Here is a 23,709-nt window from a genome sequence, read left to right on the forward strand (position 1 = left end):
TCGCTTACCCAGGTTCATTTTAATTCGGCTAGCGTGTAAAGGCAGCGGGGACGCCGCCGTCGATGGTCAGCATACAACCTGTCGTTTTCTCTGCCTTGGATGAGGCGAAAAAGGCAATGCCCTCAGCGATATCCTGCGGGTAAATATTGACCAGCAGCGTCGTCCGTATGCGATAATGCTCCTCCAGCTGGTCGGGCTCAATGCCGTAGGCAGTGGCGCGTTCATTACGCCAGTTGGAGTTCCAGATTGCCGAGCCTTGCAGAATGGCATCCGGCAAAATGGTGTTCACACGGATACCATATTCACCACCTTCTGCGGCAATACAACGGGCTAAGTGCGCTTCCAGCGCCTTGACCGAGCTGTAGGCCGTTACATTTTTACCTGCGTAGACCGAGTTTTTGGAGCCGACGAACACCATGCTGCCGCCAAGTGTCTGCTCCTTCATGAGCTTGAACGCTTCTCGTGCAACCAGAAAATAACCCGTTCCCAGCACATTCACATTTAAATTCCATTCCTTTAACGATGTTTCATCGAACGGACTGGATGTAGCAAGGCCTGCATTGTTGACGATGATATCTACACCGCCATAGGTCAATGCCGTTTCTGCATAGGCAGCCTGAATTTGCTCCTCCTGCGTCACATCCATTTTTACGGCAATGGCACAGTTTTCTCCGTAGCTACTATTGATCTCTGCGGCTACCTTTTGCGCGCCTTCCAGATTCAGGTCTGCCAGTACGACATGTGCGCCTTCATCCACCAAACGACGTGCGGTTGCACTGCCAATTCCGCCTGCACCACCTGTAATGAACGCAATTTTACGGGAAAATTCAACTTCTGCTGGCGCGAGTGACAGCTTATAAAGCTCCAGCGGCCAATATTCCACGTTATATGACTCGTTCTCACTGAGTGAAACAAACTCTCCTAACGTCGTTGCCCCTTGCATGACAGCGATAGCCCGATGGTACAGAGCACCGCTTACCTGCGCATTGCTCCAGCTTTTACCTGTGTTGATCATACCAACACCCGGAACCAAAATTACACGTGGCGCAGCCTCAAACATAACATCTCCCTCATGCCGATTGCGCTCGAAATAAGCTTGATACTGCTCCTTATAGGCTGCTATACCCTCGGCAAGCTTAACTTTCAAGCCCTCTACATCCTCCACATCCGGTGTCCAATCTACATAGAGTGGCTTCATCTTGGTATGGACCAGATGATCCGGGCACGCAGCCCCGACCTGGGATAAAGCAGCAGAATCCCGGCCGTTCACAAACTCCAACACATCTTCCGCGTCATCAAAGGTTAAAATCATCTTTTTCTCATCACTGACCGCTCCCCGAATCGACGGCATAACTTGAGATGCAATGCTACGGCGCTCTTCATAAGTAAGCGCTTTATATTTTGTTCCTCCAAACGCCTGCTTTTCCTCTTGACGAGCTTTAATATAGCTTTCTGCTTCTCGGATGATATCGATCGTTTTGGCATAAGCCGCTTCGGATGTGTCTCCCCACGTAACCAGACCATGTTTTTCCATCAATACCAATTCAGCTTGTGGATGATCGAGTACACCTTGGGCAATCATTTTCGACAGCTTAAATCCAGGACGGATATAAGGCACCCATACAAAACGGTCACCGAAAATTTCCTTAGCGATTTCCTTACCGTTGTGCGCACAGCACAAGCTAATAATCGCGTCCGGGTGCGTATGATCGACATGTCTAAAAGGCAGAAAAGCATGTAATAGCGTCTCAATTGAAGCCCGTGGATGCTTGGCATCTATCATACAGTTCGCCAAATATGCGACCATATCCTCGTCAGACATATCTTCTCTTTCAAATAAAGGACGAATATCCTCCATACGAAGTCCTGTGAAGTTATGCGTTTTCATTGTTGCGAGATCGGAACCGCTGCCCTTGACGTACATCACTTCTACTTCACGCCCGCGAAAATCTGGTATCGTCGTTTTGGCCGAAGTATTACCGCCTCCCCAATTGCACACACTCCTCTCTGTACCAATCAGGTTAGAACGGTATACGAGCTGTTCCAGCATGCTTTTCTGCTCAGACGCTTGTGAAGAAATCCACAGACTTTGTACCATAGGAAAAAGACCTCCAAGTTTAGTTTTAGTTTTGAAATGCTTTATTACAGTGGTTATTCTTTGTTTATGGAGACTATAACACCTTTGTTTTAATTTGAAAATAAGTAATACAAAAATAATCAAAAATAAATTTTAATTTTCATCCATCTGTAATCTGTGTACATTAATCAAAAGCCGCGCCGGGATCAGGTTATGAGAACCTTTTCCGGCACGGCCTTTTGGTAGGTAAATCACTTCATTGCCAAGCATATTACTACAAATCGAATACGTCCGTCCAAAGAAAGACTACTCAGGGAATATCAAGTCGTTTTTTAACGACTGCTGGTACCCCTGCAGCCATGGTAAAGCTGGGTATATCATCTTTAACAAAGGCACCTCCACCTATCATAGACCAACAACCAATGTGACATCTCTCCCGTACCGAGACACCGACGCCGATATAGGCCCCCTCATCTATGGTTACGTTACCTGCCAAATTCACACCAGGGGCTATGGTTATATAATCGCCAATAACCGCATCATGACTCACGTTAACACTCCGATTGATAATCACATGCTGTCCGATCTTAATATTGTCCGACAGGACAGCCCCTTCAAAGATCATACTTCCCTCTCCAATGGTGTTTCTTCGAGACAAACGAACACGCGGATGTATTAGCGGGGCTGCGATACGAAATCCCGATTGAATTGTATGATAAGCGAATCGTTTCTTTAATGCTGGGTCACCCACTCCCGCACATATCAGTTCCACCTCATATTTTAACGCTTTAATGTCGGTCAACGTCCCCAGTACAGGAACCCCATTTACGATCTGCCCTTTCGTCTCAGGCCGTTCGTCTAAGAATCCTATCACTCGAACTCCTAACTCTTCACATAACCAGTTAATTTCCCTGGCATGTCCGCCCGATCCCCAAATCACGAGTTTCCTCATCTGGCTGTCTCTCTTCCCAAGCTTCTTAGAACATTTACAATTCTTCGAACGATAATCTCATCCAGTTCCTCCCACAAGGGCAGGCTGACAATATGTTTGGTAATATGCTCGGTAACATGAAGAGTAGACCGGGGATAACTTTGGAACTGCTTCTGCTGATGGCACGCCGGAGAAAAATAGGTTCTGGCTTCTATTGAATTAGAGGCTAATAACTTAACGACCTCTTGATTCGTGTGTGAATCCGGACTAAGAATAGGGATAAATTGATGGACAACCGATCCTTGTGTTTTTTGTACAGACCATCCTCGTTCTAATAAGTCTGCTTGGAGCAGTTCTTGAAGATAATATTCGTAGATCGTCCTTCTATTCTCCCGTACAGTTTTGAAGTGATCGAGAGTAGCTAAAGCGATAGCAGCGGTATACTCGGATATCTTACTGTTAAGACCTTGGGTGACAGACTCCCTGCTGCTGGAGAAACCGAAATTCCCCGCCTGACGAATTCGCTTAATGAGATCCTGGTCCAAACTGTATACCAATCCACCCTCTCCGATACCAAAAGATTTGGTGGCATGAAAGCTGAATACTACGGCCCCTCCAAAGCCTTTACCAAAATGGGTGGCTTCCTCGGGAGATATAGTCCCAAAACTGGCAGCAGCATCAATGACTACCGGAATTCCTTGCTCCTGCAGCTTATTGTATACAGACAAATCAATGGCTGTACCGAAAGTGGCATAAGGAACGATTACCGCAATCTCATCTCCCAGCAGCTTGACTGCCTGCTCTAACTGCTCCCTATTCATTTGCCAATTCTCCGGTTCAATGTCAAGGAAATAGGGTTCTAACCCGCACCACTCAGCAGCAAGTGGGGTGGCAGCAAAAGTAAAACTTGGCATAACTGCATATTTGCCCTGTGGTCGCTTGCTGTGAGCGATAGCCAAAATCAAGCCGATGGTAGCGTTACTAACAGTCACAGCCGAACCGATTCCATTAAACACTTGCGCAATGACCCGCTCTTCAAACAGGTTATTTAAGGGGCCATAATTGGAGTAAATTCGCGTCTCTTCTATTTTCTCAAAATTAGCAATAAATCGTTCCTTTTTTACTAAACTAGGTCGTAAGAAGGGAATTTCAAACATAAGCCAAGCCTCCTTTGCACATGGGATGAGCAAGTTAGGATTCCAATGTTTTTAATATCATTTCAATTCGCTTGATATCTGCAACAAATTGTGGACGGCCTTTTATACGTTCATGATAAGAATGAAGTGCAGTTTTAAACAAATCGTTGGTATCAAGAAATCCATCATCTCTCGAGGCAATCATAATATCTAACCATTCCGTGAACGCATTTTGACCAAGCGTTTGATTATTTTGATTGGGATGTATTCGAAAATAGCTTAGCGCTTCAGGAATATAAACTGCTTTTCCTTTGGATAGTAAGTTCAACCAGGAAGCTAAATCATTAAGAAGAGAATACTGTTTCCCTTTATAAACTCCAAACCGTTCGATAAGATCTGTTTTTTTGAAAAACACTGTTGTAGGTTCACCAATCACATTTAAACAACGAGTTAATGCAACGTTTGCCAACATTCTTCCGTCCATTATCCTTGTTTCTTCGTATAACTTTTCCGTTGCATAGAGCGGTGGGAGAATAGCCCCTAATTCATTCATGGTTTGCCGATACGAGGTAACCAGTGTGATCTTTTCAAAATTTTCAAAAAAATAGAGCATCCTTGCTATTTTTTCTTTATGAAACATATCGTCATCCATCAAGTAATTGATATATTCACCTGATGCCAAATCAAAACATTTATGCCAATTTCCAAGAAAAAGATTTTTATCATTTTTATAATATTTAACTTGGGGAAAAGAATCTAAATAAGAATCAATCATTTCTTGTACTTCATTCGTTGTACTGTCATCACAGATAATAATTTCGATGTTCGGGTAAGTTTGTTCCAATACACTGTCGATGGCGATTTTTAGTGTATGCGGCCGGTTATATGCAGGTATAACTACACTTACTAATGGGCATTCCACACTTACTCCACCTTTCTTTAATGCTTCGGTGTTTACGACGGAGGTTTCAAACGGTTTATTCGCTATGTTCATATGGGCTGGTATTTTTCTCACATCCCCGAACACATACACATACATATATACTACTGGGAAATAAAATGATGCCAGGAAAATGGTTGTTTCAATAAAAACAATAGCTTACGTCTGAACGGCACCTCCCTCTCGTTGATGTTCGAAACTGGTAAAGGGGAATGATCATGTCATTGAATTTCACTCCGCTACTGACAACTCATTTATTTGTATCGAAGAAGGTTTTAAAGGATCATGTAAAAGAATTGATAGATAGATTGGAAGAAAATAACATTACAATAAACTTGTATGAGGCTGATCAGCCACTTATAGACAATAGCCTCCAAAAACCTTGGGTTTACGTCTCGATCGGAGAAGAGTGGGGAGAATTTTCAGCACTAAAAGCATTGCCTGGTCACGAAAAAAAACGCTGGTTACACTTCCAATCACCTGACGAAATTCAACCTATGCATTTATTTTTCTGCTGGCTTAAGGCAACAGATCCTCTTCCGGAGAATAGAACGATTCCTCCTACACATTTTTCTTCAAACACACCTTTAATATCCGTCTTTACTGCCAGCTACAGATCAAAGGAAAAAATTCAACGACCTTATCAATCTTTATTGAAGCAGACCTACAAGAACTGGGAATGGGTAATCGTGGATGATTCCGGTGATGAAGATGAAACGTACAAGGAGTATTTACTCCCTTTAGAGGATCACCGTGTGCGGAGATATCGCCAGGATTCCCGCAATGGTTATATAGGGGCTATCAAAAGGTTTGCAGCAGGTCTATGTACAGGGGAAATTTTGGTAGAAGTCGATCATGATGATGAGCTAACTCCTGACTGCCTGGAGAAAATCGTCAAAGCATTTCAACAAAACCCTGACTGTGGCTTTGTTTATGGGGATTGTGCTGAAGTGTATGCAGGGAGCAATCATGCACATTGGTATGGCTGGGATTGTGGCTTTGGCTACAGTGTTCATTATCGAGTCTGGCTGCATGAAATGAACAGATGGCAAAATGTACAAAAACATACGACCATTAATGGCAAAACCATTCGACATTTGGTCGGTTTACCCAATCATCCCCGTGCGTGGACAAGGGACTGTTATCATCTGATCGGGGGACATCGCAATGAACTACTGGTTGCAGATGATTACGATATGCTGGTCCGGACGTTTCTTTGCACTAAATTTGCAAACATCCCCGATTTGATATATATCCAATATCGTAACGAACATGGGAATAACACTACATTCCTAAGAAATAAGCAGATTCAGGTTCTTGTAGGGGAACTAAATAGATGCTATTTTCAAAGGATACAAATGAGACTGAAAGAACTCGATTTACCACAGCAATTGCCTTATCGTCGTATATGGGAGACTTCTACGGATGATCCTGCCCGGAAATCTGCTCACGTTATTCAAGAAGATACTTCTAAATTCTCGATATTGTTCCCTATCCCCCATTCCTGTCCTGAAATAGAGCACACCCAATTAATTAAAACGCTCCAAAAGGGCATTGAAAACAACTTTAGGGAGATCGAAATTGTGGTTGTAGGTCGAATTCCATCAGAAATCGAAACCTATGCCTCCAAAGCTCCCAGGGGAGCCATACGATGGTGGCCTATGGAGCCAAATGATTCATTAGAAACTTGTATTCAATATGGAAAATTTATTGCGTCCTGCAAAGAGAAAGTGGTTGTGTTGCCGTAAATTACAACAAGGCTGATTAGAATATTAGCCAACAATTATTTTCCAATACCTTTGTCGAAGTCTCTCTGAATCATTTCCATGAGACTTCGACAAAGGTTTTTTTTGTTACAGCAGGACTGCAAACATGAACTTAAGACAAAAAAAGAACCCAAAAGTTATAAATAACTTTTGAGTCCTCTAAATATACCTTGACCTTAAGCTGGTCCTTGGTCACCTTGCGGTCCTTGAACACCCTGAGGGCCTTGGTCGCCTTGGACGCCTTGAACTCCCTGAGGTCCTTGGTCACCTTGTACGCCCTGAGGTCCTTGGTCGCCTTGAACTCCTTGAACACCCTGTGGTCCTTGGTCGCCTTGAACACCTTGAACTCCTTGAGGTCCTTGATCGCCTTGGACTCCTTGAGGTCCTTGGTCGCCTTGCACGCCTTGAACTCCTTGAGGTCCTTGGTCGCCTTGCACGCCTTGAACTCCTTGAGGTCCTTGATCGCCTTGGACTCCTTGAGGTCCTTGGTCACCTTGTGGTCCTTGAACTCCTTGAGGTCCTTGGTCGCCTTGTACGCCCTGAACACCCTGAGGTCCTTGGTCGCCTTGGACTCCTTGAACACCCTGAGGTCCTTGGTCGCCTTGGACGCCCTGAGGTCCTTGATCACCTTGTACGCCTTGAACTCCCTGTGGTCCTTGGTCGCCTTGGACGCCCTGAGGTCCTTGATCGCCTTGGACTCCCTGAGGTCCTTGGTCACCTTGGTCGCCTTGAACACCCTGTGGTCCTTGGTCGCCTTGGGCTCCCTGAGGTCCTTGGTCACCTTGTACGCCCTGAGGTCCTTGGTCGCCTTGAACTCCTTGAACACCCTGTGGTCCTTGGTCGCCTTGAACACCTTGAACTCCTTGAGGTCCTTGGTCGCCTTGCACGCCTTGAACTCCTTGAGGTCCTTGATCGCCTTGGACTCCTTGGACTCCTTGAGGTCCTTGGTCACCTTGTGGTCCTTGAACTCCTTGAGGTCCTTGGTCGCCTTGTACGCCCTGAACACCCTGAGGTCCTTGGTCACCTTGAACGCCCTGAACACCCTGAGGTCCTTGATCGCCTTGAACTCCTTGAGGGCCTTGAACACCCTGAGGTCCTTGGTCGCCTTGGACTCCTTGAGGTCCTTGATCACCTTGGGCTCCTTGGACTCCTTGAGGTCCTTGATCGCCTTGGACTCCTTGAACTCCCTGAGGTCCTTGGTCGCCTTGCACGCCTTGAACTCCTTGAGGTCCTTGGTCGCCTTGCACGCCTTGAACTCCTTGAGGTCCTTGGTCGCCTTGTACGCCCTGAACACCCTGAGGTCCTTGGTCGCCTTGCACGCCTTGAACTCCTTGAGGTCCTTGGTCGCCTTGGGCTCCCTGAACACCCTGAGGTCCTTGGTCGCCTTGGGCTCCTTGAACACCCTGAGGTCCTTGGTCGCCCTGAACACCCTGAGGTCCTTGGTCGCCTTGTACGCCCTGAACACCCTGAGGTCCTTGGTCACCTTGTACGCCCTGAGGTCCTTGGTCGCCTTGAACACCTTGAACTCCTTGAGGTCCTTGATCGCCTTGGACTCCTTGAGGTCCTTGGTCGCCTTGCACGCCTTGAACTCCTTGAGGTCCTTGATCGCCTTGGACTCCTTGAGGTCCTTGGTCACCTTGTGGTCCTTGAACTCCTTGAGGTCCTTGGTCGCCTTGTACGCCCTGAACACCCTGAGGTCCTTGATCGCCTTGGACTCCTTGAGGTCCTTGAACTCCTTGAGGTCCTTGTTCGCCTTGGACGCCTTGAACTCCCTGAGGTCCTTGGTCACCTTGTACGCCCTGAGGTCCTTGGTCGCCTTGAACTCCTTGAGGTCCTTGATCGCCTTGGATTCCTTGAGGTCCTTGGTCACCTTGTGGTCCTTGAACTCCTTGAGGTCCTTGGTCGCCTTGTACGCCCTGAACACCCTGAGGTCCTTGGTCACCTTGAACGCCCTGAGGTCCTTGGTCGCCTTGGACTCCTTGAACTCCTTGAGGTCCTTGATCGCCTTGGGCTCCTTGAACTCCTTGAGGTCCTTGGTCGCCTTGAACTCCTTGAGGTCCTTGGTCACCTTGGACGCCTTGAACTCCCTGTGGTCCTTGGTCGCCTTGAACGCCTTGAACTCCTTGAGGTCCTTGATCGCCTTGGGCTCCTTGAACTCCTTGAGGTCCTTGGTCGCCTTGGACTCCTTGAACTCCCTGTGGTCCTTGGTCGCCTTGAACGCCCTGAGGTCCTTGGTCGCCTTGGACGCCCTGAGGTCCTTGATCACCTTGTACGCCTTGAACTCCCTGAGGTCCTTGGTCACCTTGTACGCCCTGAGGTCCTTGGTCGCCTTGAACGCCCTGAGGTCCTTGATCGCCTTGAACGCCCTGAGGTCCTTGATCGCCTTGGACTCCTTGAGGGCCTTGGTCTCCTTGGACTCCTTGAACTCCCTGTGGTCCTTGGTCGCCTTGAACTCCTTGAGGTCCTTGGTCACCTTGGACGCCTTGAACTCCCTGAGGTCCTTGGTCACCTTGGACGCCTTGAACTCCCTGAGGGCCTTGATCGCCTTGGACGCCTTGAACACCCTGAGGTCCTTGGTCTCCTTGAACTCCTTGAGGGCCTTGGTCTCCTTGTACGCCTTGAACTCCCTGAGGGCCTTGGTCACCTTGAACTCCCTGAGGGCCTTGGTCACCCTGAACTCCCTGAGGTCCTTGGTCGCCTTGGACTCCTTGAGGTCCTTGATCACCTTGGGCTCCTTGAACTCCTTGAGGTCCTTGATCGCCTTGGGCTCCTTGAACTCCTTGAGGTCCTTGGTCGCCTTGGACTCCTTGAACTCCCTGTGGTCCTTGGTCGCCTTGAACGCCCTGAGGTCCTTGGTCGCCTTGGACGCCCTGAGGTCCTTGATCACCTTGCACGCCTTGAACACCCTGAGGTCCTTGGTCGCCTTGGACTCCTTGAGGTCCTTGATCACCTTGGGCTCCTTGAACTCCTTGAGGTCCTTGATCGCCTTGGGCTCCTTGAACTCCTTGAGGTCCTTGGTCGCCTTGGACTCCTTGAACTCCCTGTGGTCCTTGGTCGCCTTGAACGCCCTGAGGTCCTTGGTCGCCTTGGACGCCCTGAGGTCCTTGATCACCTTGTACGCCTTGAACTCCCTGTGGTCCTTGGTCACCTTGTACGCCCTGAGGTCCTTGGTCGCCTTGGGCTCCCTGAACACCCTGAGGTCCTTGGTCGCCTTGGGCTCCCTGAACACCCTGAGGTCCTTGGACGCCTTGATCGGTTCCTAAAAGTTCATCAGATACTAACCGATGCGCAGGTACTAATTGCCCCAATGCATCTTTACCCCAAACAGAAATTTGAGTTTCATTCACTGCTGGTCCGCTTGTGGTAAACACGAATTCAAATGCGTCTAAATTTGCAAAGAAATTCCTAGTTATAACCGCATTTGGTCCCACTACAACTAGTTGTTGTACATATACTGTTCTACTGCCGTTTAAAATAAAACCCTCGATCAAAACAGTAGAAGAATTTACAGAATCTCGGTTATCTATTTTTACTGTGACCAGTTGGGTGGGTCTGACTCCTAGAACAGGATCGTTTGCAATGGGTCCAGTAGATAATACTGCCATTTAGATATTCCCTCCTTTCTAGTAAAAGCAAGCTTTTCTTGTAAACAATGAGGTCTTTCTCAAGATCATGTTCCCTCTATTTTATTTCTAAAACATGTGATATGATTGTGGCTTTACCTCTGTGCATTTGTTGAGTTTTAAGACTCTAACTGCTCATCCGCAACAATACGCTGAGCACCAATGATTGTACCACTCCCGTTTTTTCCCCAAACAGAAATATCAGTACTTTCTTCTGCCAAACCGCTTGTGGTAAAAACGAATTCATATGCGTCGAAGTTCGCTAGATAATTTCTCGTAACAACTGCATTGGGGGCTAAAGCTATTTGTTCTAGTACATGTAATGTTCGTAAACCATTTAAAATGAATCCCTGAATTAATATTGTTGAAGAATTGACTAAGTCACGGTTTACCATTTTAACAGTGACCTGTTGGATCGGCCTGACCCCACCAACAGGACTGTTCTCAATAGGACCAGTTGTTAATATTGCCATTAAGTTAACGCCTCCTTTACTGGTTATTAACAATAACTCCATGCAATCAAGTAAAATACTAGGACGAAAATAGAAAAGGAACCTGGAGTTCCCATGTATTATATTAATAATTTGTTAGATATGATTGTTTGTTTACCCATTAAAAAACAAGATATTATTTATTCTGTCATTCGGTCCGATCGAGCCTCAAACTACTCGTTGTTCTCAAGTTTTGGAAATCTCCTAATTCTCTCTCAAGGAAAGGAAATGAAAGATTTGCCCCTTCCTATATCATTCCAAACCATAAAAAAAGCACCCTAAGAGAAAGGGGTGCCCTCATCCTTGTTACAAATACCACTTGCGTCATGCTACAACACTCTTACAGATTTGTTTTTTAAATCCTCAAATCGTTCCTGCTTTTGTTTCTCATTCCATAAATAATGAAACCCCCATCGATTTGCGGTATCCCCTTCTCGCAGCTCTTGCTTCAAAGCTGAAAACCGTGAGTTAATATAGTCAAAACCCAAATATTTATAAATTACTTAAATATGTTAGCAAGCTTTGATTTCACTATTTGACTAGCATTAAATTTACTTTTTATCTTATTAGAACCATTTTTTCCAACAATCAACGCTTCTTCAAAGTGATCCTGGATCCAAAACAACCTCTCAGAAATTGCGTACCCGTTAGGTTCAACTTCAAAATAATCCTTTCCTTCCTCAAGAATAAATCTATCATTTCGGGGGTTTGTCGTAACAAGTACACATCCTGTCGATATCGCATCAACGGCAGCCGTAGTTGGAAAACCATCTAAAGCAAATCGATCCGGAACACTGCAATTTAGAAATATATGAGTTCTTTCGTACACTGACTTTAACTCTTCAGGGGAAAGTAGGCCATAGAATGTATAATTCTTATTTTTCAATAGAAGTAATTGATCTTCCCAATCACCAATTAGATTAAGATGAAAATCATCCGTAAGTCGATTAAATGCATCTGCCATAATGGGGAAACCTTTTCTAATGGCATTAAAAGCACAGAATGTTAACTGTATAGGCACTTCAACTTTCTTCTGTTTGAATGTATATAAGTCGGTATTAATCACAACGGGATAATAAATACTTCCAACAATCGATTCCATAACTTCATTGATGTTTGTAAATACGGTCGAACAATGCTGTCCTGCAATGGAAAGAAACTCTTTTTTTGTCCATGGATCCAGTCCGCCACCAGGGTACAAGGTAGCATGAAGATTAATATTTCGGTCATCTAAGAATGGCTTAATATTTAGATTAGGATTTGCTCCTGGCAAATAACTTCCATCCGGAAGAAAGCCATGCCCAAGCAAACTAAGTGTTAAATTTAAGAAAACACAATATACATCTGTAACCCCCTCAGACACTGCAACTTTCATAAAATCAGAAAAAGGATAAACTTTAGAAGGAAAATAATCATCATTAGGTTCAGTTGCAAAGAACAAAGTATCAGGCCTTTGCTCGAATATATTAAAGTTCTCCCAATATCGAAAACCACTTAGCTTCCATGGAAACTTCGTATCAATTACTGCAAGACGCCGGTTAGTATGCGATTGAATTTGCTGACTAAATATTTCCATACTTTCACCCTTTCTTAAGTTGCTGCTCCCTAAAGCTGTACACCACAGGCGTTTCCCGTATACATATGTGGCTACAATGGCCGATGTTCTAGTACAGGATAGCTGAATCATTCCTACGGTTAGAAAAGCTTCTTAAATTTGTAAGGCTTCCGCTGGTTCGCAAGCAGGTGATCCTGTGGCAGGAACGGCGGGTTCGTCAGGCTGGGAGTGTTTGGACTTCCGGCCGCCACTCTCACCATTCATCATATAATTCTTTAGCTCAATTCATCCCACCAAACTTTTGAACAATAATTTTTTGTGATGAACAACGGCTGCGAATACACGAATTCCAAGCACCGTCATATCCGCTGATTAGGTTGAGGTTTGATCGGACCGATTGACTGAATAAATGTCTAAATTTTGTGGGTAAACAAACAATCATATCTAACAAATTATTAACTCAACTTTCGCACCTAGAAAATCAGCCTAACCCCTTGAGTGAGTAAGGAAAAATCGAATAAGTTTTTCCGTATTGACAAAAAACACCTTACTTGTTTGGTATCATGGAAGTGTCAAATCAACCATGCCAACAAGAAAGGTGCGTAACTTTATGTTACAACAACATTCCATGTCTGAATAGACTCGCTTTTCCAACATTTTCGCAACCCTCCAAATGGAGAAATTCTTACAAATTGTGGGGATTTCTAAGTCTTTTAGCTTACCTAGTCCCGCAGTTTTCCAAATCGTCTTCTCACTGGTTTTTGAAGGGTGGCTTTATAACATCCCTGCAGGTAAAGCAGTATGCCTCCCATCAGAATGGAGCGGACACGTTCTGAGAGTTGTACGATCCCCATAACAAAGCCTTTTCACCTACGGCAGCTATCTAATCAACAGCTACTGTCACGCGTGGAGCTGGACCCCAACCTATTTGATTCGTAAATATAAGCTTTAAAATATAATAAGGCCATGCCAGATCAGGTTATGAGAACCTTTTTCAGCACGGCCTTATGGTTTGACCAACTAATCGTCTGTTCGCATTACTTTGGCTAGCAGCTCATACGAGCGCAGGCGCGCTTGATGGTCATATACCTGAGAGGTTGTAATCAGCTCATTGGCTCTAGTCTGGTCTATAATCCAATCTATCTTTTGCTTGACGGTGTCAGGACTGCCAATGGCTGAATACCCCAGCATATTACCACGAACCGCCTCCTTTTCCTGCTCACTCCAGAGTTTCTCCATGTCATCAACTGGTGGCTTCAGTCCTCCGCTGTGCCCGCGCAGCACATTTAGAAACTGTTGTTCTTGTGATGTAAAGAGCCTTTTCGCTTCCTCATCAGAATCTGCAACAAGCACATTAACACCGACCATCACATAGGGCTTATCCAGTGCTTTAGATGGTCGAAAATTGCGATGATACAACTCTAAAGCCTGTAGCAAATGAGCCGGGGCAAAGTGGCTGGCGAACGCGAACGGCAACCCAAGCTGACCTGCCAGCTGTGCGCTGAATCCGCTTGATCCCAGTAACCAGATGGGAATGTCCAGCCCTTCTCCAGGAACCGCTCTTACTCCCGGAACTGCTCCGCTTAGCGCTGGATTCAGGTAAGAACGCAGCTCATTCAATTGCTCGGGGAAATCTTCCCCAGTACTATGAAGCCCTCGCCGCAGTGCCCTCATCGCGGGTTGATCCGTGCCTGGAGCACGGCCAAGTCCCAGATCAATTCGTCCCGGATAGAGCGACTCTAATGTTCCAAACTGCTCCGCAATCATGAGTGGAGCATGGTTCGCCAGCATAATACCGCCTGAACCGACCCGAATCTTGTTTGTATGTGCAGCTACATGCCCGATGATCACGGACGTAGCTGCACTAGCAACTGCCTGCATGTTATGATGCTCCGTTAGCCAGTACCGATGGTACCCCCATTGTTCTGCATGCTGGGCAAGATCCACCGTGTCGCGGAAGGAATCGGCAGGAGTGCCGCCTTCAATGACAGGTGCAAGATCTAATATAGATAGTGCAACGTTCCGCGTAGTCATTATATATAAACCCCCTGTCAAAATATTATTATACGTATTTCCCTCAACGCCTTAATTCTTTGACCTATCAATTGATACGTCAATTATAATAATGTGTCCCGTTATGAATTGCAAATGATTTAAATTTTTAGTTTTTATCAAAAATCAGTTTACTTTTATGATAAGCTCATCTATTATGCAAATATGTGGATAATGGTTATCCACATTAGCCTGGTTATAAATATTGAGGTGATTGCTAGTGCATATGAAAACAGGTGTCGAACAATCTGTCTACGCTCTTCTTCTACTCACGATGCTGCCGGACAAAGCTGTTTTACCTGGGGAGGCCATTAGCCAGCAGTTAGGTGCTTCACCTACTTATTTTCATAAACTGTTACGAAAATTGGTTAGCTCCGATTTGATTACTTCTGTACCTGGTGTCAAGGGCGGGTTCAAATTAAAGAAAAAACCTGAGGATATACGGGTATTTGATATTTACCTGGCGATTGAGGGACAACAAACCCTTTATTCTTCCAGTGGTATATACAACGAAATGCTTGAATTAAAGAAAGACGATCAGTGTTGTTTACTGACAAATTTGATGGAAGAAGCGGAAGCCTCCTGGAAGGCCGTTCTGAAAAGGGAAACCATCGCGTCACTATCCGCTGACTTTTTTAAAGAAGGATATGATGCCAAAATTACTTCTTTGGAAAACTGGATTCAGGAAAAAATGGTCTTGTAAAGAACACTAATTATCAGAGAGGAACATGAACATGAACGATTACTTAGTAAAAGCTCTTGCCTACAATAATCAGGTACGGGCTTATGCCGTGAGAACAACGGAAACGGTAAGTGAAGCCCAACGGCGTCATTATACCTGGCCTACAGCATCGGCTGCATTGGGACGTTCTATGACGGTCGGCGTCATGCTGGGAGCCATGCTTAAAGATGAGGATAAACTGACGATCAGAATCAACGGTGGCGGACCTATCGGCACTATTCTTGTCGATACCAACTCCAAAGGTGAAGTTAGGGGTTATGTAAAAAATCCACAAACCCATTTCGAGCTTAATCAGATAGGGAAATTAGATGTCGCCAGAGCTGTAGGAACAGATGGAGCGCTCATTGTATCCAAAGATATCGGCTTAAAACACCCGTTTGTTGGACAAGTCCCTCTCATATCGGGTGAGTTGGGCGAGGATTTCACATCTTATCTCGTCCAATCCGAACAAATCCCTTCTTCTGTAGGAGCGGGAGTTATTGTTAACCCGGATAACTCTATTCAGGCGGCTGGAGGTTTCATTATTCAGCTGATGCCAGATACGCAGGAGGAAGTTATCAGTTTTATCGAGAGACGCATTGAGAGCATTCCAAGCATCTCCGCAATGGTCATGGAAGGTCTTACGCCAGAGCAGATTCTGGGTCAGATTTTGGGAGAAAGCAACCTGAACATACTGGAAACCATGCCTGTACAATTTCATTGTCCCTGCTCAGAAGAGCGTGTTACCAATGCCATTATCAGCTTAGGGAATAAGGAAATAGAAGATATGATCCATACCGATGGACAAGCTGAAGCTCATTGCCACTTTTGTAATGCACACTACCATCTCACCAAAGAAGATCTCGAAGGGATGCTGGAAACAAACATCATTTAAATATGGGTTGTTCCCAAAAAGTAGGTCTAGCTACTGGGGAACAGCTTTTTCTTTCCCAATGCTTCCGACGATTTCTTTATCCTAAATACGGTAGACTTGTTCATGATGTAAGTGATAATGTTATATTATTCCAATCACCTGAGATGAGGTGCGCTATGCTTGCAAATGATACGCATGAAATTCTGGCTTATTATGATGGCGGTGCAGAAATAGGCAGGTTAGAGCGAGGCATAGGAAAAATAGAACTGGAAAGATCAAAAGAAATCATTTCACGTTATCTCAGCGAGTCTACTCATGTTATTTACGATATCGGCGGCGGTGTAGGGGTCTATTCTTCGTGGCTGGCGGAGCTGGGATACGAAGTTCATCTATTTGATCTATCTTCCCAAGCCATTGAATTCGCTCGTCAGCAGCAACTGAATAACCCCATCATCAGTAAGCTGGAAACCGCGGATGCCAGAAATCTTCATCGTAAAGATGAAAGCGCGGACATCGTGCTATTGATGGGACCTTTATATCATTTAACGGAACAGAAGGAACGAGTAAAAGCACTACAAGAAGCGGCGCGTGTCTTAAAGAAGGGCGGAACGCTGATTACTTCAGCTATTTCCAGGTTTGGCTCGCTACTGTGGGGACTATCGGTGTACGACGAGCGCAATACCATTGTGGAGGAAGATGAGTTCATGAATATGGTTAGACAGGAGCTGACAGATGGTCAGCATGTACGACCGGCGGCCTATCCCTCTTTTATCACACGGTCCTACTTTCATACATCGGATGCCTTGCGTGCAGACTGGCAGGCGGCTGGATTGCCGAAGCCTCGTGTACTGGGCGTGGAAGGACCCGGCTGGATTGCACCCGGATTTGAAAAGAAGTGGGCGATCCCTTCCCATCGTAGCCGTTTGCTGGATATAGCACAGCAGGTTGAAGAGCAGGAATCTGTGATCGGTATGAGCCCGCATATGCTTGCAGTCGGTATCAAGCCTTGAAGCTCATCAACTCTACAACTATGGAGAGATATAGCCTATGAGAAGACGTAATCGTTACATCGTTAAGTCTGCAATCATTCTGATCGCAGCTATAATCGGAATGGTTTATATCGTAAATCTGGATACCTCTTTTAGAAAAGTCGTTTTGGATCGCATGGATACAGCCAAGATTAATACTATTCTCATTAGTAAATCGCCAGACTATACAGACCAATTGGTAAAAGACAAAAATGAAATTCAAAGTACCTCAATGCTCTTGCTGAAATGAAATTAAGAAAATCCAGTGTATTAGATAAAGGTCTTAATTCTGTATACATGCTCAGTATTTTCGTAGATCGCGAAAATGAAAGGGACTTATTTGGAATCACCCCTATATGACCAAAACTATATAGAAATATATGATGAAACCAAAACGAAAAATAAAGTTACTTCAGGGCCTTGGCAGTACAGTTGAGTAGCTTCTGTGTATAGGCTATTGTAAGTACAGGAGACTTTTTCCAGATAAACTGAACTACAGGAGGTCGTTTTTCTTGATGATCATTGAACTGGTGGCCATTATTTCTACTGCTGTCTTATCTACGTTTTTTTCCTTTCGATACCGCTTGTGGAGACAACTATAGTGAGAAGTGAACAAGAGATGCTGCATACCATTCTCCAATTTTCTCAAGAGGACGAACGGGTGCGTGCCGTGATTATGAATGGTTCACGCGCTAATCCACATGCTCCACGAGACGTTTTTCAGGATTTTGATATCGTCTTTCTCGTATCTTCCATGGACAGCTTTATTCAGGAACGTCGCTGGATCAACCATTTTGGTGAATTGATCATTATGCAGACGCCCGATGAGCATATGGAACCTACTTCGACGCCCCATGATCGCTTTGTTTTTCTCATGTTATTTACGGACGGCAATCGCATAGATCTTACACTCTACCCTGCGAATAACATCGCCAATTGGACCCGAGACAGCTTAAGTGTACTGCTGCTGGATAAAGATGGACTGGTGGAGCCTTTCCTACCGCCAAGTCTTCAAGATTATAAGACGATACCTCCAACTGCCCAAGTCTATGCGAATTCCTGCAACGAGTTCTGGTGGGTCAGTACTTATGTAGCTAAAGGATTATGGCGACAGGAGCTGCCCTATGCCAAATTTATGCTAGATCGGCCTGTAAGGGATGCGCTTCACTTGATGCTGGAATGGCATATTGGTATACGAACAGACTTCACTGCAGATCCGGGTAAACAGGGAAAATATTTCGAGAACCATCTTGAGCCTGAACTTTGGACGCTCTACATCCAAACGTTTGCGGATGCAGATTATGAACATATGTGGCAGTCTCTTTTGATCATGGGAAATTTATTTAGAGAAGTTGCCTTGGAAGTAGCGAACCATTATGGTTACGAATATCCGACTCTGGACGATCAACGTGTTACGAACTATCTCCATCGCGTAAAAGCTCTCCCAGCAGATGCTAAGGACATTTATTGATAAAAAACCAGTCGGCACTTAATTTATATGTGCTAGGCTGGTTTTATTTTTATACTCTAAGTTATTCGGTCAGAACCCGGTCACCTCTGCTCGCAGGCTGAGAGATAACCAAAAATTCAACATCCTCATTCGTTTCATTAAACATTTGATGAGGTACCATAGGAGGAACCTCACACCCTTCCTGAGATCCTAATTGGATTTGTTCACCATCCACTTCAAGTACCGCTGTACCTGATAAAATAAAGAAAAATTGGCGTGCATGATGATGATAATGTCTGACCTCATGAGTATTTCCGGGCATCCGCTCATGAATAATACTCAAATCCTTATTTTTCACTAAGCGCCAACCATCACATTGATCTCCCCATATATAATGTTCAGCATTATTTTTACTTATTTTCATATTGAACTCCTCCTTTTTGCAATTACAGTTTCATTTTAAATATGGATTCATAGAGCTACAATCTTATTTTAAAAAACGGCGGGACAAATGTAAAAAACACTCCGACTTAGTCAGACTGTTTTTATATATCCGCCTCGATAATTTCCTCCAACTTAATCCAGCTAAAATCCTCTTCCCCACGGGACAGCTTCACTTCTCGCCGACTTGTATTAATCACCGTGACCAGTCCACGCAGCTCCTCATCATCAAATGGATTGAACACTTTTAGCGTAATAGGCTTACGTTCGTTATAGGATACGATGATGGCCTGTTCAATCTGCTGCATTTCCTGATCGTCCAGTGTCGGTTTGCCGCGCCTACCTTGCTCCTTCATCAGTCTTAAATATGCCTCCCGATGCTCAGGCAAAATCATGCGCGAGCTTTCCCATATGCCATTTCCTTCAAGCTTTTTCCCCATCGTAAGCCCCTCCTATGCTGTTCTGGTTACCGGATGCCATGCCAATACATGATCTAATCGAAAAACACGTGGCTGGCCTGTCTGTAAACAGGTGGCTCGTATCAAGCCATTCTGCACACGATGCACCTCGATACGCCGATGAGACAGTTTGCCCTTCCGATCCAAATACACGATTTCCACGATCTGCCCCACGTATTTTTCCAACATGATCCTTCACTCCTTATCAGAACGTTTGTTTGTATTATATGCGAACATGCGTTTGATTATCAATGTAAAAAAATCCCCTGAGGGATTTGACTCTCTCAAGGGAATTAAAATTCATAAGTGGATAGCTTAATATCTTCTTTATTCAAATCTTTCAGAGGATGGACAGGGCCATTCCAATAAGTGAGAATATCAAGCGGCTCATTAGTACCATGTTCTTTTAAAGAAAGAGATAATTCAAGTAATAAATGGGGAAGTTGATAAGAGCTTGTTAAAAACTGATATTCCTCTGGGCTTTCACAGTCTTCTGCTCGATAGAACACAAAGTATCCCTCGGTATGATCCCCAATGAGTACAATATAGCGAGCAAGAAACATAATTTCGCCATTGGCAAAAGGAATGGAATATGTCGAAGCAGAGATCAAATCTGTCTCTAATCCCTCAATTCGAAGGGTGAGTTCATTGTTAAGAGCATCCATTCTTTCTCTTTGTTCGCTGACGAGTTGTTCATAATTTACAGGGACAAGCCCTCCTTTCTTGATCGTAGCGATCAGTTCGTCTATAAATACTTTTTGAGACAACACTCGATTGCTCATTCTATTCATCTCCATATTCGTGAAAATAAGCATGGAATTCCTGCTTCTACATGTTCAATAATTATGTATTAAAAATCTTGATTCATTAACTATCAAGCAATTTTGTGACTGCATTCACGACCCTTTCCATCTCAAATGGCTTAACAATAAAGTCTTTTGCACCTGCCTGAAATGCTTTTATAATCGCTTCCTGCTGCCCCAAAGCAGAACACATCAAAATGTTGGCTTGGGGATCAAGTTCTATGATCTTTTTAACAGCCTCAAGCCCGTCCATCTTAGGCATATTAATATCCATGGTGATTAAATCGGGACGAAAGTGTGCGTATTTCAAAACAGCATCATACCCGTTTTCTGCTTCCGCAATAACAGCGTGACCTAAATCCAAAAGAATATCTTTAAGTACAGAACGCATAAACAAAGAATCATCCACTACTATAACTGCTGCCAAATTAATCTCTCCAATCCGTTGTCAAATGATATGCACGCCCAAACTTCAATATCGGTGAAAAAACTGGTAAAATTAATAGAAAGAATCTGTAAAAATAAAAACGCTACCAATGAATTATAAAAGAAATTTGAAACTAGCTACTACAGAATTAGTTTTCAAAAAAACGTTTCACAATGACGTAAATCATTTCTGAAAAGCAAATTACAAAGGACTATATATCTACTGTATCTTGAGCACTAGCCATAAAAGCACAATCTTCTTGGATAGTTATAAAAAAACTGACGTCGGTATCATTCCGACGTCAGTTTATAAACTTATTCGTTTAGCATTTCTTATTCATTCAGAGCTTTTTTCAAAGCCTCCAGATTGTTTTTCATCACACCAAGGTAATCCAGGTTCTTCTGTTTGTCTTCATCCGTCAATCCTTCGAGCGGATTCAGTACATCGGTTTTTGAACCGATTTCAGTAGCTACGGTCTCAGCGACCTTCGGATCAACAAGAGTTTCGAAGAAAATCGTTTTAACATTATTTTCTTTAGCGAATTTGATAATACCCGCCAGCTTGTCCGGTGTAGGCTCTTGCTCTGGAGATAATCCGGCAATGGGTACTTGGGTCAGACCATATTGCTTAGCTAAATAACCAAAAGCAGCATGCTGCGTAATAAAGTCTTTACGTTTTACATCTTTCAGACCTGTTTTGAACTCGGTATCCAGCTCTTTCAGCTTGGCGATATAAGCATCAGCGTTTTTCTCATAATCAGCTTTGTTTGCTGGATCGGCTGCTACAAGCCCTGCTTCAATGGACTCCACTTCTTTTTGGGCCAAGACTGGATTAAGCCATACATGAGGGTCCATCACATGATCGTGATCATGGCCTTCCTCTGCATGTGCTTCTTCTCCTTCTTCCTCCTCAGCGGTGCCTTCCATCAGGTTTAACCCTTTGCTCGCTTCAACTACAACACGCTTATCGTTGGACGCGCTACTCAAAGCCTGTTCTGCCCAGCCTTCGACGATACCGTTATAAACAAACACGTCAGCATCCTTTACCTGTGCCATATCTTTGGCGCTCGGTTCCCAGTCATGCGGCTCGGCACCAGCTGGAATCAACGCGGTTACGTTAGCATGGTCTCCAGCAACTTGCTTGGTAAATTCATACATTGGATAAAAAGTGGTGACCACATTCAGCTTGTCTGCTGTTTGTGCCGCATTCGGCTCGGTTTGGGAAGCGTTTGTAGCTGTATTATCAGATTTGGCTCCGCAGCCAGACAAAATAAGTGCTAGTCCCGCAGACAATACAAATGATTTTTTGAACCATGTATTCATATTCATTACTCCTTTATCCGTTAGATTTTTTAGTTATTCTCACTGTAATTACACTCACTGACCTGCCGCATTCTGCCGTCGCGAAGCCTGTTGCTTGCCCAGCTTGCGGACCAGCTTTTGTATACCAGCTCCTACAATCAGGAATAATAACAGCACCATGGCAATTGTCCCCCCTGGGGGTGTACTAAGTTCATACGATGCCGTTAAACCCATAAATACGCCGATCAATGCAGTGACCATAGATATCCAGATGGCTGCCGCGAAGCTCGGTGCAATTCGAATCGCCAGCGCTGCAGGGAGCACGATGAGTGAGGAGACAAGCAGCACACCGACAATCGGCATTGCAGCAGCTACAATCATCCCTGTTAAAATACTAAATGCAAATGAGATGGACTTGACAGGAAGACCGTTGGTCTTCGCCGTTTCTTCATCAAAAGTAATCTGATACAAAGGGCGCCGAAACACGAAAAAGAAAATACCTCCGATCACAGCCACAACGATCATCAACATCAGCTCTGTCTGATTGACAGCTACTACCGAACCAAATAAATAAGCGGAAAATCCTTTGTTGATGCTCTGATTCAGATTCATTAAAATAACGGCCGTCGAGAGGCCACCTACCATAATAATAGCCACAGATATCTCACTATATGTTTTATAAGACCTGCGGACGTACTCAACGATAATCGCGCCGATTACGGCAACAATAAATCCGGTTATCGTCGGGTTAATGCCTAAATAGGCACCTGCTGCCACCCCTGCCAGCGATACATGCGATAGCATGTCCGCCATGAGAGCCTGACGCCGTAGCATCAAGTATACTCCAAGCACCGAGGCCAGCAGTGCAATTACCCCACCGGCACAAAATGCCCGCTGCATGAAGTCGTAGTGCAACATTTCCATCCGCCATCTTCCTTCCTCTCAAGCTCAATAATTCGATCCAGATAATGTTGCACTTCCGATAGTCCATGGGTCACCATGACCACGGTTCTTCCATATTCCTTAACCTGTTGATTCATCAGATCGTAGAAGTGGTAGCGGCTTTCCTGATCCATTCCGGTCGTAGGCTCATCCAAAATGAGCAAATCCGATTCCTGAGCGAGCGCTCTTGCCACACAAATACGCTGCTTCTGTCCACCGGACAATTCGCCGATTTTACGGTGACGCAAATCCCACATGCCTACCTGACGCAGCGCCTGCTCCGTCAGATCATGATCCTCAGACCGCATACGGCGTAACCAAGAGCCATGAGTATATCTTCCTGAACGGACAAATTCCAAAATCGTACTTGGAAATCCGCCATTGAAGGCGGCAATTTGTTGGGATACAAATCCAACAACGAGCTTTTTGCCTTCACCTGTACGATTAGACATGAACACCTTGCCCTTCCAAGGCTGAAGCAAGCCGAGCAACAGTTTGAGCATGGTTGACTTGGAAGCACCATTCGGTCCGGTAATGGCTACAAATTCTCCCGAAAAAATTTCAACATTGGCATCCACCAAGTTAGGAACATCTCCGTAGCCAAATGTGACCTGTTCCAATGAGGCCAATAACATGACGCAAATCTCCTTTTCCTTTAAAAAGCCTGGAGCCATCTGAGCAATCATCCTTTGC

General features: G+C 44.7%; 22 protein-coding genes. 6 read left to right on the forward strand and 16 right to left on the reverse strand.

The annotated features are described in order from the left end of the window. Positions 1-28: 28 nt before the first annotated feature. The 4 genes from ACEN8J_RS11185 to ACEN8J_RS11200 all read right to left on the reverse strand — a co-directional run bounded on the left by ACEN8J_RS11185 (position 29) and on the right by ACEN8J_RS11200 (position 5,066). A complete protein-coding gene (locus ACEN8J_RS11185) occupies positions 29-2,098 on the reverse strand; it encodes a bifunctional aldolase/short-chain dehydrogenase (protein WP_318628435.1) in 2,070 nt (689 codons plus the stop codon). Between the two features lie 289 nt (positions 2,099-2,387). Further along, on the reverse strand, positions 2,388-3,029 hold the full coding sequence (locus tag ACEN8J_RS11190; protein ID WP_039275128.1) for an acetyltransferase: 642 nt from the start codon (positions 3,027-3,029) through the stop codon (positions 2,388-2,390). After that, positions 3,026-4,165, reverse strand: a complete 1,140-nt coding sequence (locus tag ACEN8J_RS11195; RefSeq protein ID WP_029518454.1) for a DegT/DnrJ/EryC1/StrS family aminotransferase — start codon at positions 4,163-4,165, stop codon at positions 3,026-3,028. The genes ACEN8J_RS11190 and ACEN8J_RS11195 overlap by 4 nt, the downstream gene beginning before the upstream one ends. Before the next feature lie 34 nt (positions 4,166-4,199). Continuing rightward, positions 4,200-5,066 carry a glycosyltransferase family 2 protein gene (locus ACEN8J_RS11200; protein WP_069012379.1) on the reverse strand — a complete coding sequence of 289 codons (867 nt, stop codon included), beginning with the start codon at positions 5,064-5,066 and terminating at the stop codon, positions 4,200-4,202. 236 nt (positions 5,067-5,302) lie between these two features. Between ACEN8J_RS11200 and ACEN8J_RS11205 the strand changes: the two genes are divergently transcribed. Further along, positions 5,303-6,832 carry a glycosyltransferase gene (locus ACEN8J_RS11205; protein ID WP_495594505.1) on the forward strand — a complete coding sequence of 510 codons (1,530 nt, stop codon included), beginning with the start codon at positions 5,303-5,305 and terminating at the stop codon, positions 6,830-6,832. A gap of 130 nt (positions 6,833-6,962) precedes the next feature. Here the strand turns inward: ACEN8J_RS11205 and ACEN8J_RS11210 are convergent, their stop codons facing one another. From ACEN8J_RS11210 to ACEN8J_RS11225, 4 genes are all read right to left on the reverse strand, one after another. After that, positions 6,963-10,079: a hypothetical protein gene (locus ACEN8J_RS11210; RefSeq protein WP_495594506.1), complete on the reverse strand. Its 3,117-nt coding sequence runs from the start codon at positions 10,077-10,079 to the stop codon at positions 6,963-6,965. Positions 10,080-10,592: 513 nt separating this feature from the next. Beyond that, complete coding sequence (locus ACEN8J_RS11215; RefSeq protein ID WP_029519178.1) at positions 10,593-10,946, reverse strand: hypothetical protein; 354 nt, start codon at positions 10,944-10,946, stop codon at positions 10,593-10,595. Between the two features lie 517 nt (positions 10,947-11,463). After that, positions 11,464-12,540, reverse strand: a complete 1,077-nt coding sequence (locus ACEN8J_RS11220) for a glycosyltransferase family 4 protein (protein ID WP_165147204.1) — start codon at positions 12,538-12,540, stop codon at positions 11,464-11,466. Between the two features lie 999 nt (positions 12,541-13,539). After that, a complete protein-coding gene (locus ACEN8J_RS11225; RefSeq protein ID WP_029519174.1) occupies positions 13,540-14,553 on the reverse strand; it encodes an LLM class flavin-dependent oxidoreductase in 1,014 nt (337 codons plus the stop codon). A gap of 238 nt (positions 14,554-14,791) precedes the next feature. On the opposite strand from ACEN8J_RS11225, the gene ACEN8J_RS11230 reads away from it, so the two are divergent. From ACEN8J_RS11230 to ACEN8J_RS11250, 5 genes are all read left to right on the forward strand, one after another. Next, positions 14,792-15,274 (forward strand): RrF2 family transcriptional regulator, encoded by a 483-nt coding sequence (locus ACEN8J_RS11230; RefSeq protein ID WP_029519173.1) that lies wholly within the window; start codon positions 14,792-14,794, stop codon positions 15,272-15,274. A gap of 31 nt (positions 15,275-15,305) precedes the next feature. Continuing rightward, positions 15,306-16,187, forward strand: a complete 882-nt coding sequence (hslO, locus tag ACEN8J_RS11235; RefSeq protein WP_039275256.1) for an Hsp33 family molecular chaperone HslO — start codon at positions 15,306-15,308, stop codon at positions 16,185-16,187. Between the two features lie 155 nt (positions 16,188-16,342). After that, positions 16,343-17,176, forward strand: a complete 834-nt coding sequence (locus ACEN8J_RS11240; RefSeq protein WP_495594507.1) for a class I SAM-dependent methyltransferase — start codon at positions 16,343-16,345, stop codon at positions 17,174-17,176. A gap of 37 nt (positions 17,177-17,213) precedes the next feature. After that, positions 17,214-17,444, forward strand: coding sequence for a hypothetical protein (locus ACEN8J_RS11245; RefSeq protein WP_029519170.1), 231 nt, complete (start codon positions 17,214-17,216; stop codon positions 17,442-17,444). 351 nt (positions 17,445-17,795) lie between these two features. Beyond that, positions 17,796-18,665, forward strand: a complete 870-nt coding sequence (locus ACEN8J_RS11250; RefSeq protein WP_165147213.1) for an aminoglycoside 6-adenylyltransferase — start codon at positions 17,796-17,798, stop codon at positions 18,663-18,665. Positions 18,666-18,726: 61 nt separating this feature from the next. Here the strand turns inward: ACEN8J_RS11250 and ACEN8J_RS11255 are convergent, their stop codons facing one another. The 8 genes from ACEN8J_RS11255 to ACEN8J_RS11290 form a co-directional block, all read right to left on the reverse strand. Then, positions 18,727-19,068: a cupin domain-containing protein gene (locus ACEN8J_RS11255; RefSeq protein WP_069010190.1), complete on the reverse strand. Its 342-nt coding sequence runs from the start codon at positions 19,066-19,068 to the stop codon at positions 18,727-18,729. A 121-nt stretch (positions 19,069-19,189) separates the two neighbouring features. Next, positions 19,190-19,525 carry a YolD-like family protein gene (locus ACEN8J_RS11260; protein WP_029519167.1) on the reverse strand — a complete coding sequence of 112 codons (336 nt, stop codon included), beginning with the start codon at positions 19,523-19,525 and terminating at the stop codon, positions 19,190-19,192. Between the two features lie 12 nt (positions 19,526-19,537). Beyond that, entirely contained in the window at positions 19,538-19,732 is a 195-nt protein-coding gene (locus ACEN8J_RS11265; protein ID WP_013310131.1) for a hypothetical protein, read from the reverse strand. A gap of 104 nt (positions 19,733-19,836) precedes the next feature. Beyond that, complete coding sequence (locus ACEN8J_RS11270; protein ID WP_029519166.1) at positions 19,837-20,325, reverse strand: hypothetical protein; 489 nt, start codon at positions 20,323-20,325, stop codon at positions 19,837-19,839. 85 nt (positions 20,326-20,410) lie between these two features. Then, positions 20,411-20,773, reverse strand: a complete 363-nt coding sequence (locus ACEN8J_RS11275; protein ID WP_029519165.1) for a response regulator — start codon at positions 20,771-20,773, stop codon at positions 20,411-20,413. A 332-nt stretch (positions 20,774-21,105) separates the two neighbouring features. Further along, a complete protein-coding gene (locus tag ACEN8J_RS11280) occupies positions 21,106-22,095 on the reverse strand; it encodes a metal ABC transporter substrate-binding protein (RefSeq protein ID WP_029519164.1) in 990 nt (329 codons plus the stop codon). Between the two features lie 54 nt (positions 22,096-22,149). Then, positions 22,150-22,998: a metal ABC transporter permease gene (locus ACEN8J_RS11285; protein WP_029519163.1), complete on the reverse strand. Its 849-nt coding sequence runs from the start codon at positions 22,996-22,998 to the stop codon at positions 22,150-22,152. Further along, complete coding sequence (locus ACEN8J_RS11290; RefSeq protein WP_039273487.1) at positions 22,944-23,651, reverse strand: metal ABC transporter ATP-binding protein; 708 nt, start codon at positions 23,649-23,651, stop codon at positions 22,944-22,946. The genes ACEN8J_RS11285 and ACEN8J_RS11290 overlap by 55 nt, the downstream gene beginning before the upstream one ends. Between the last annotated feature and the right edge of the window lie 58 nt (positions 23,652-23,709).

It is taken from the genome of Paenibacillus sp. Paensp38 (assembly GCF_059491915.1).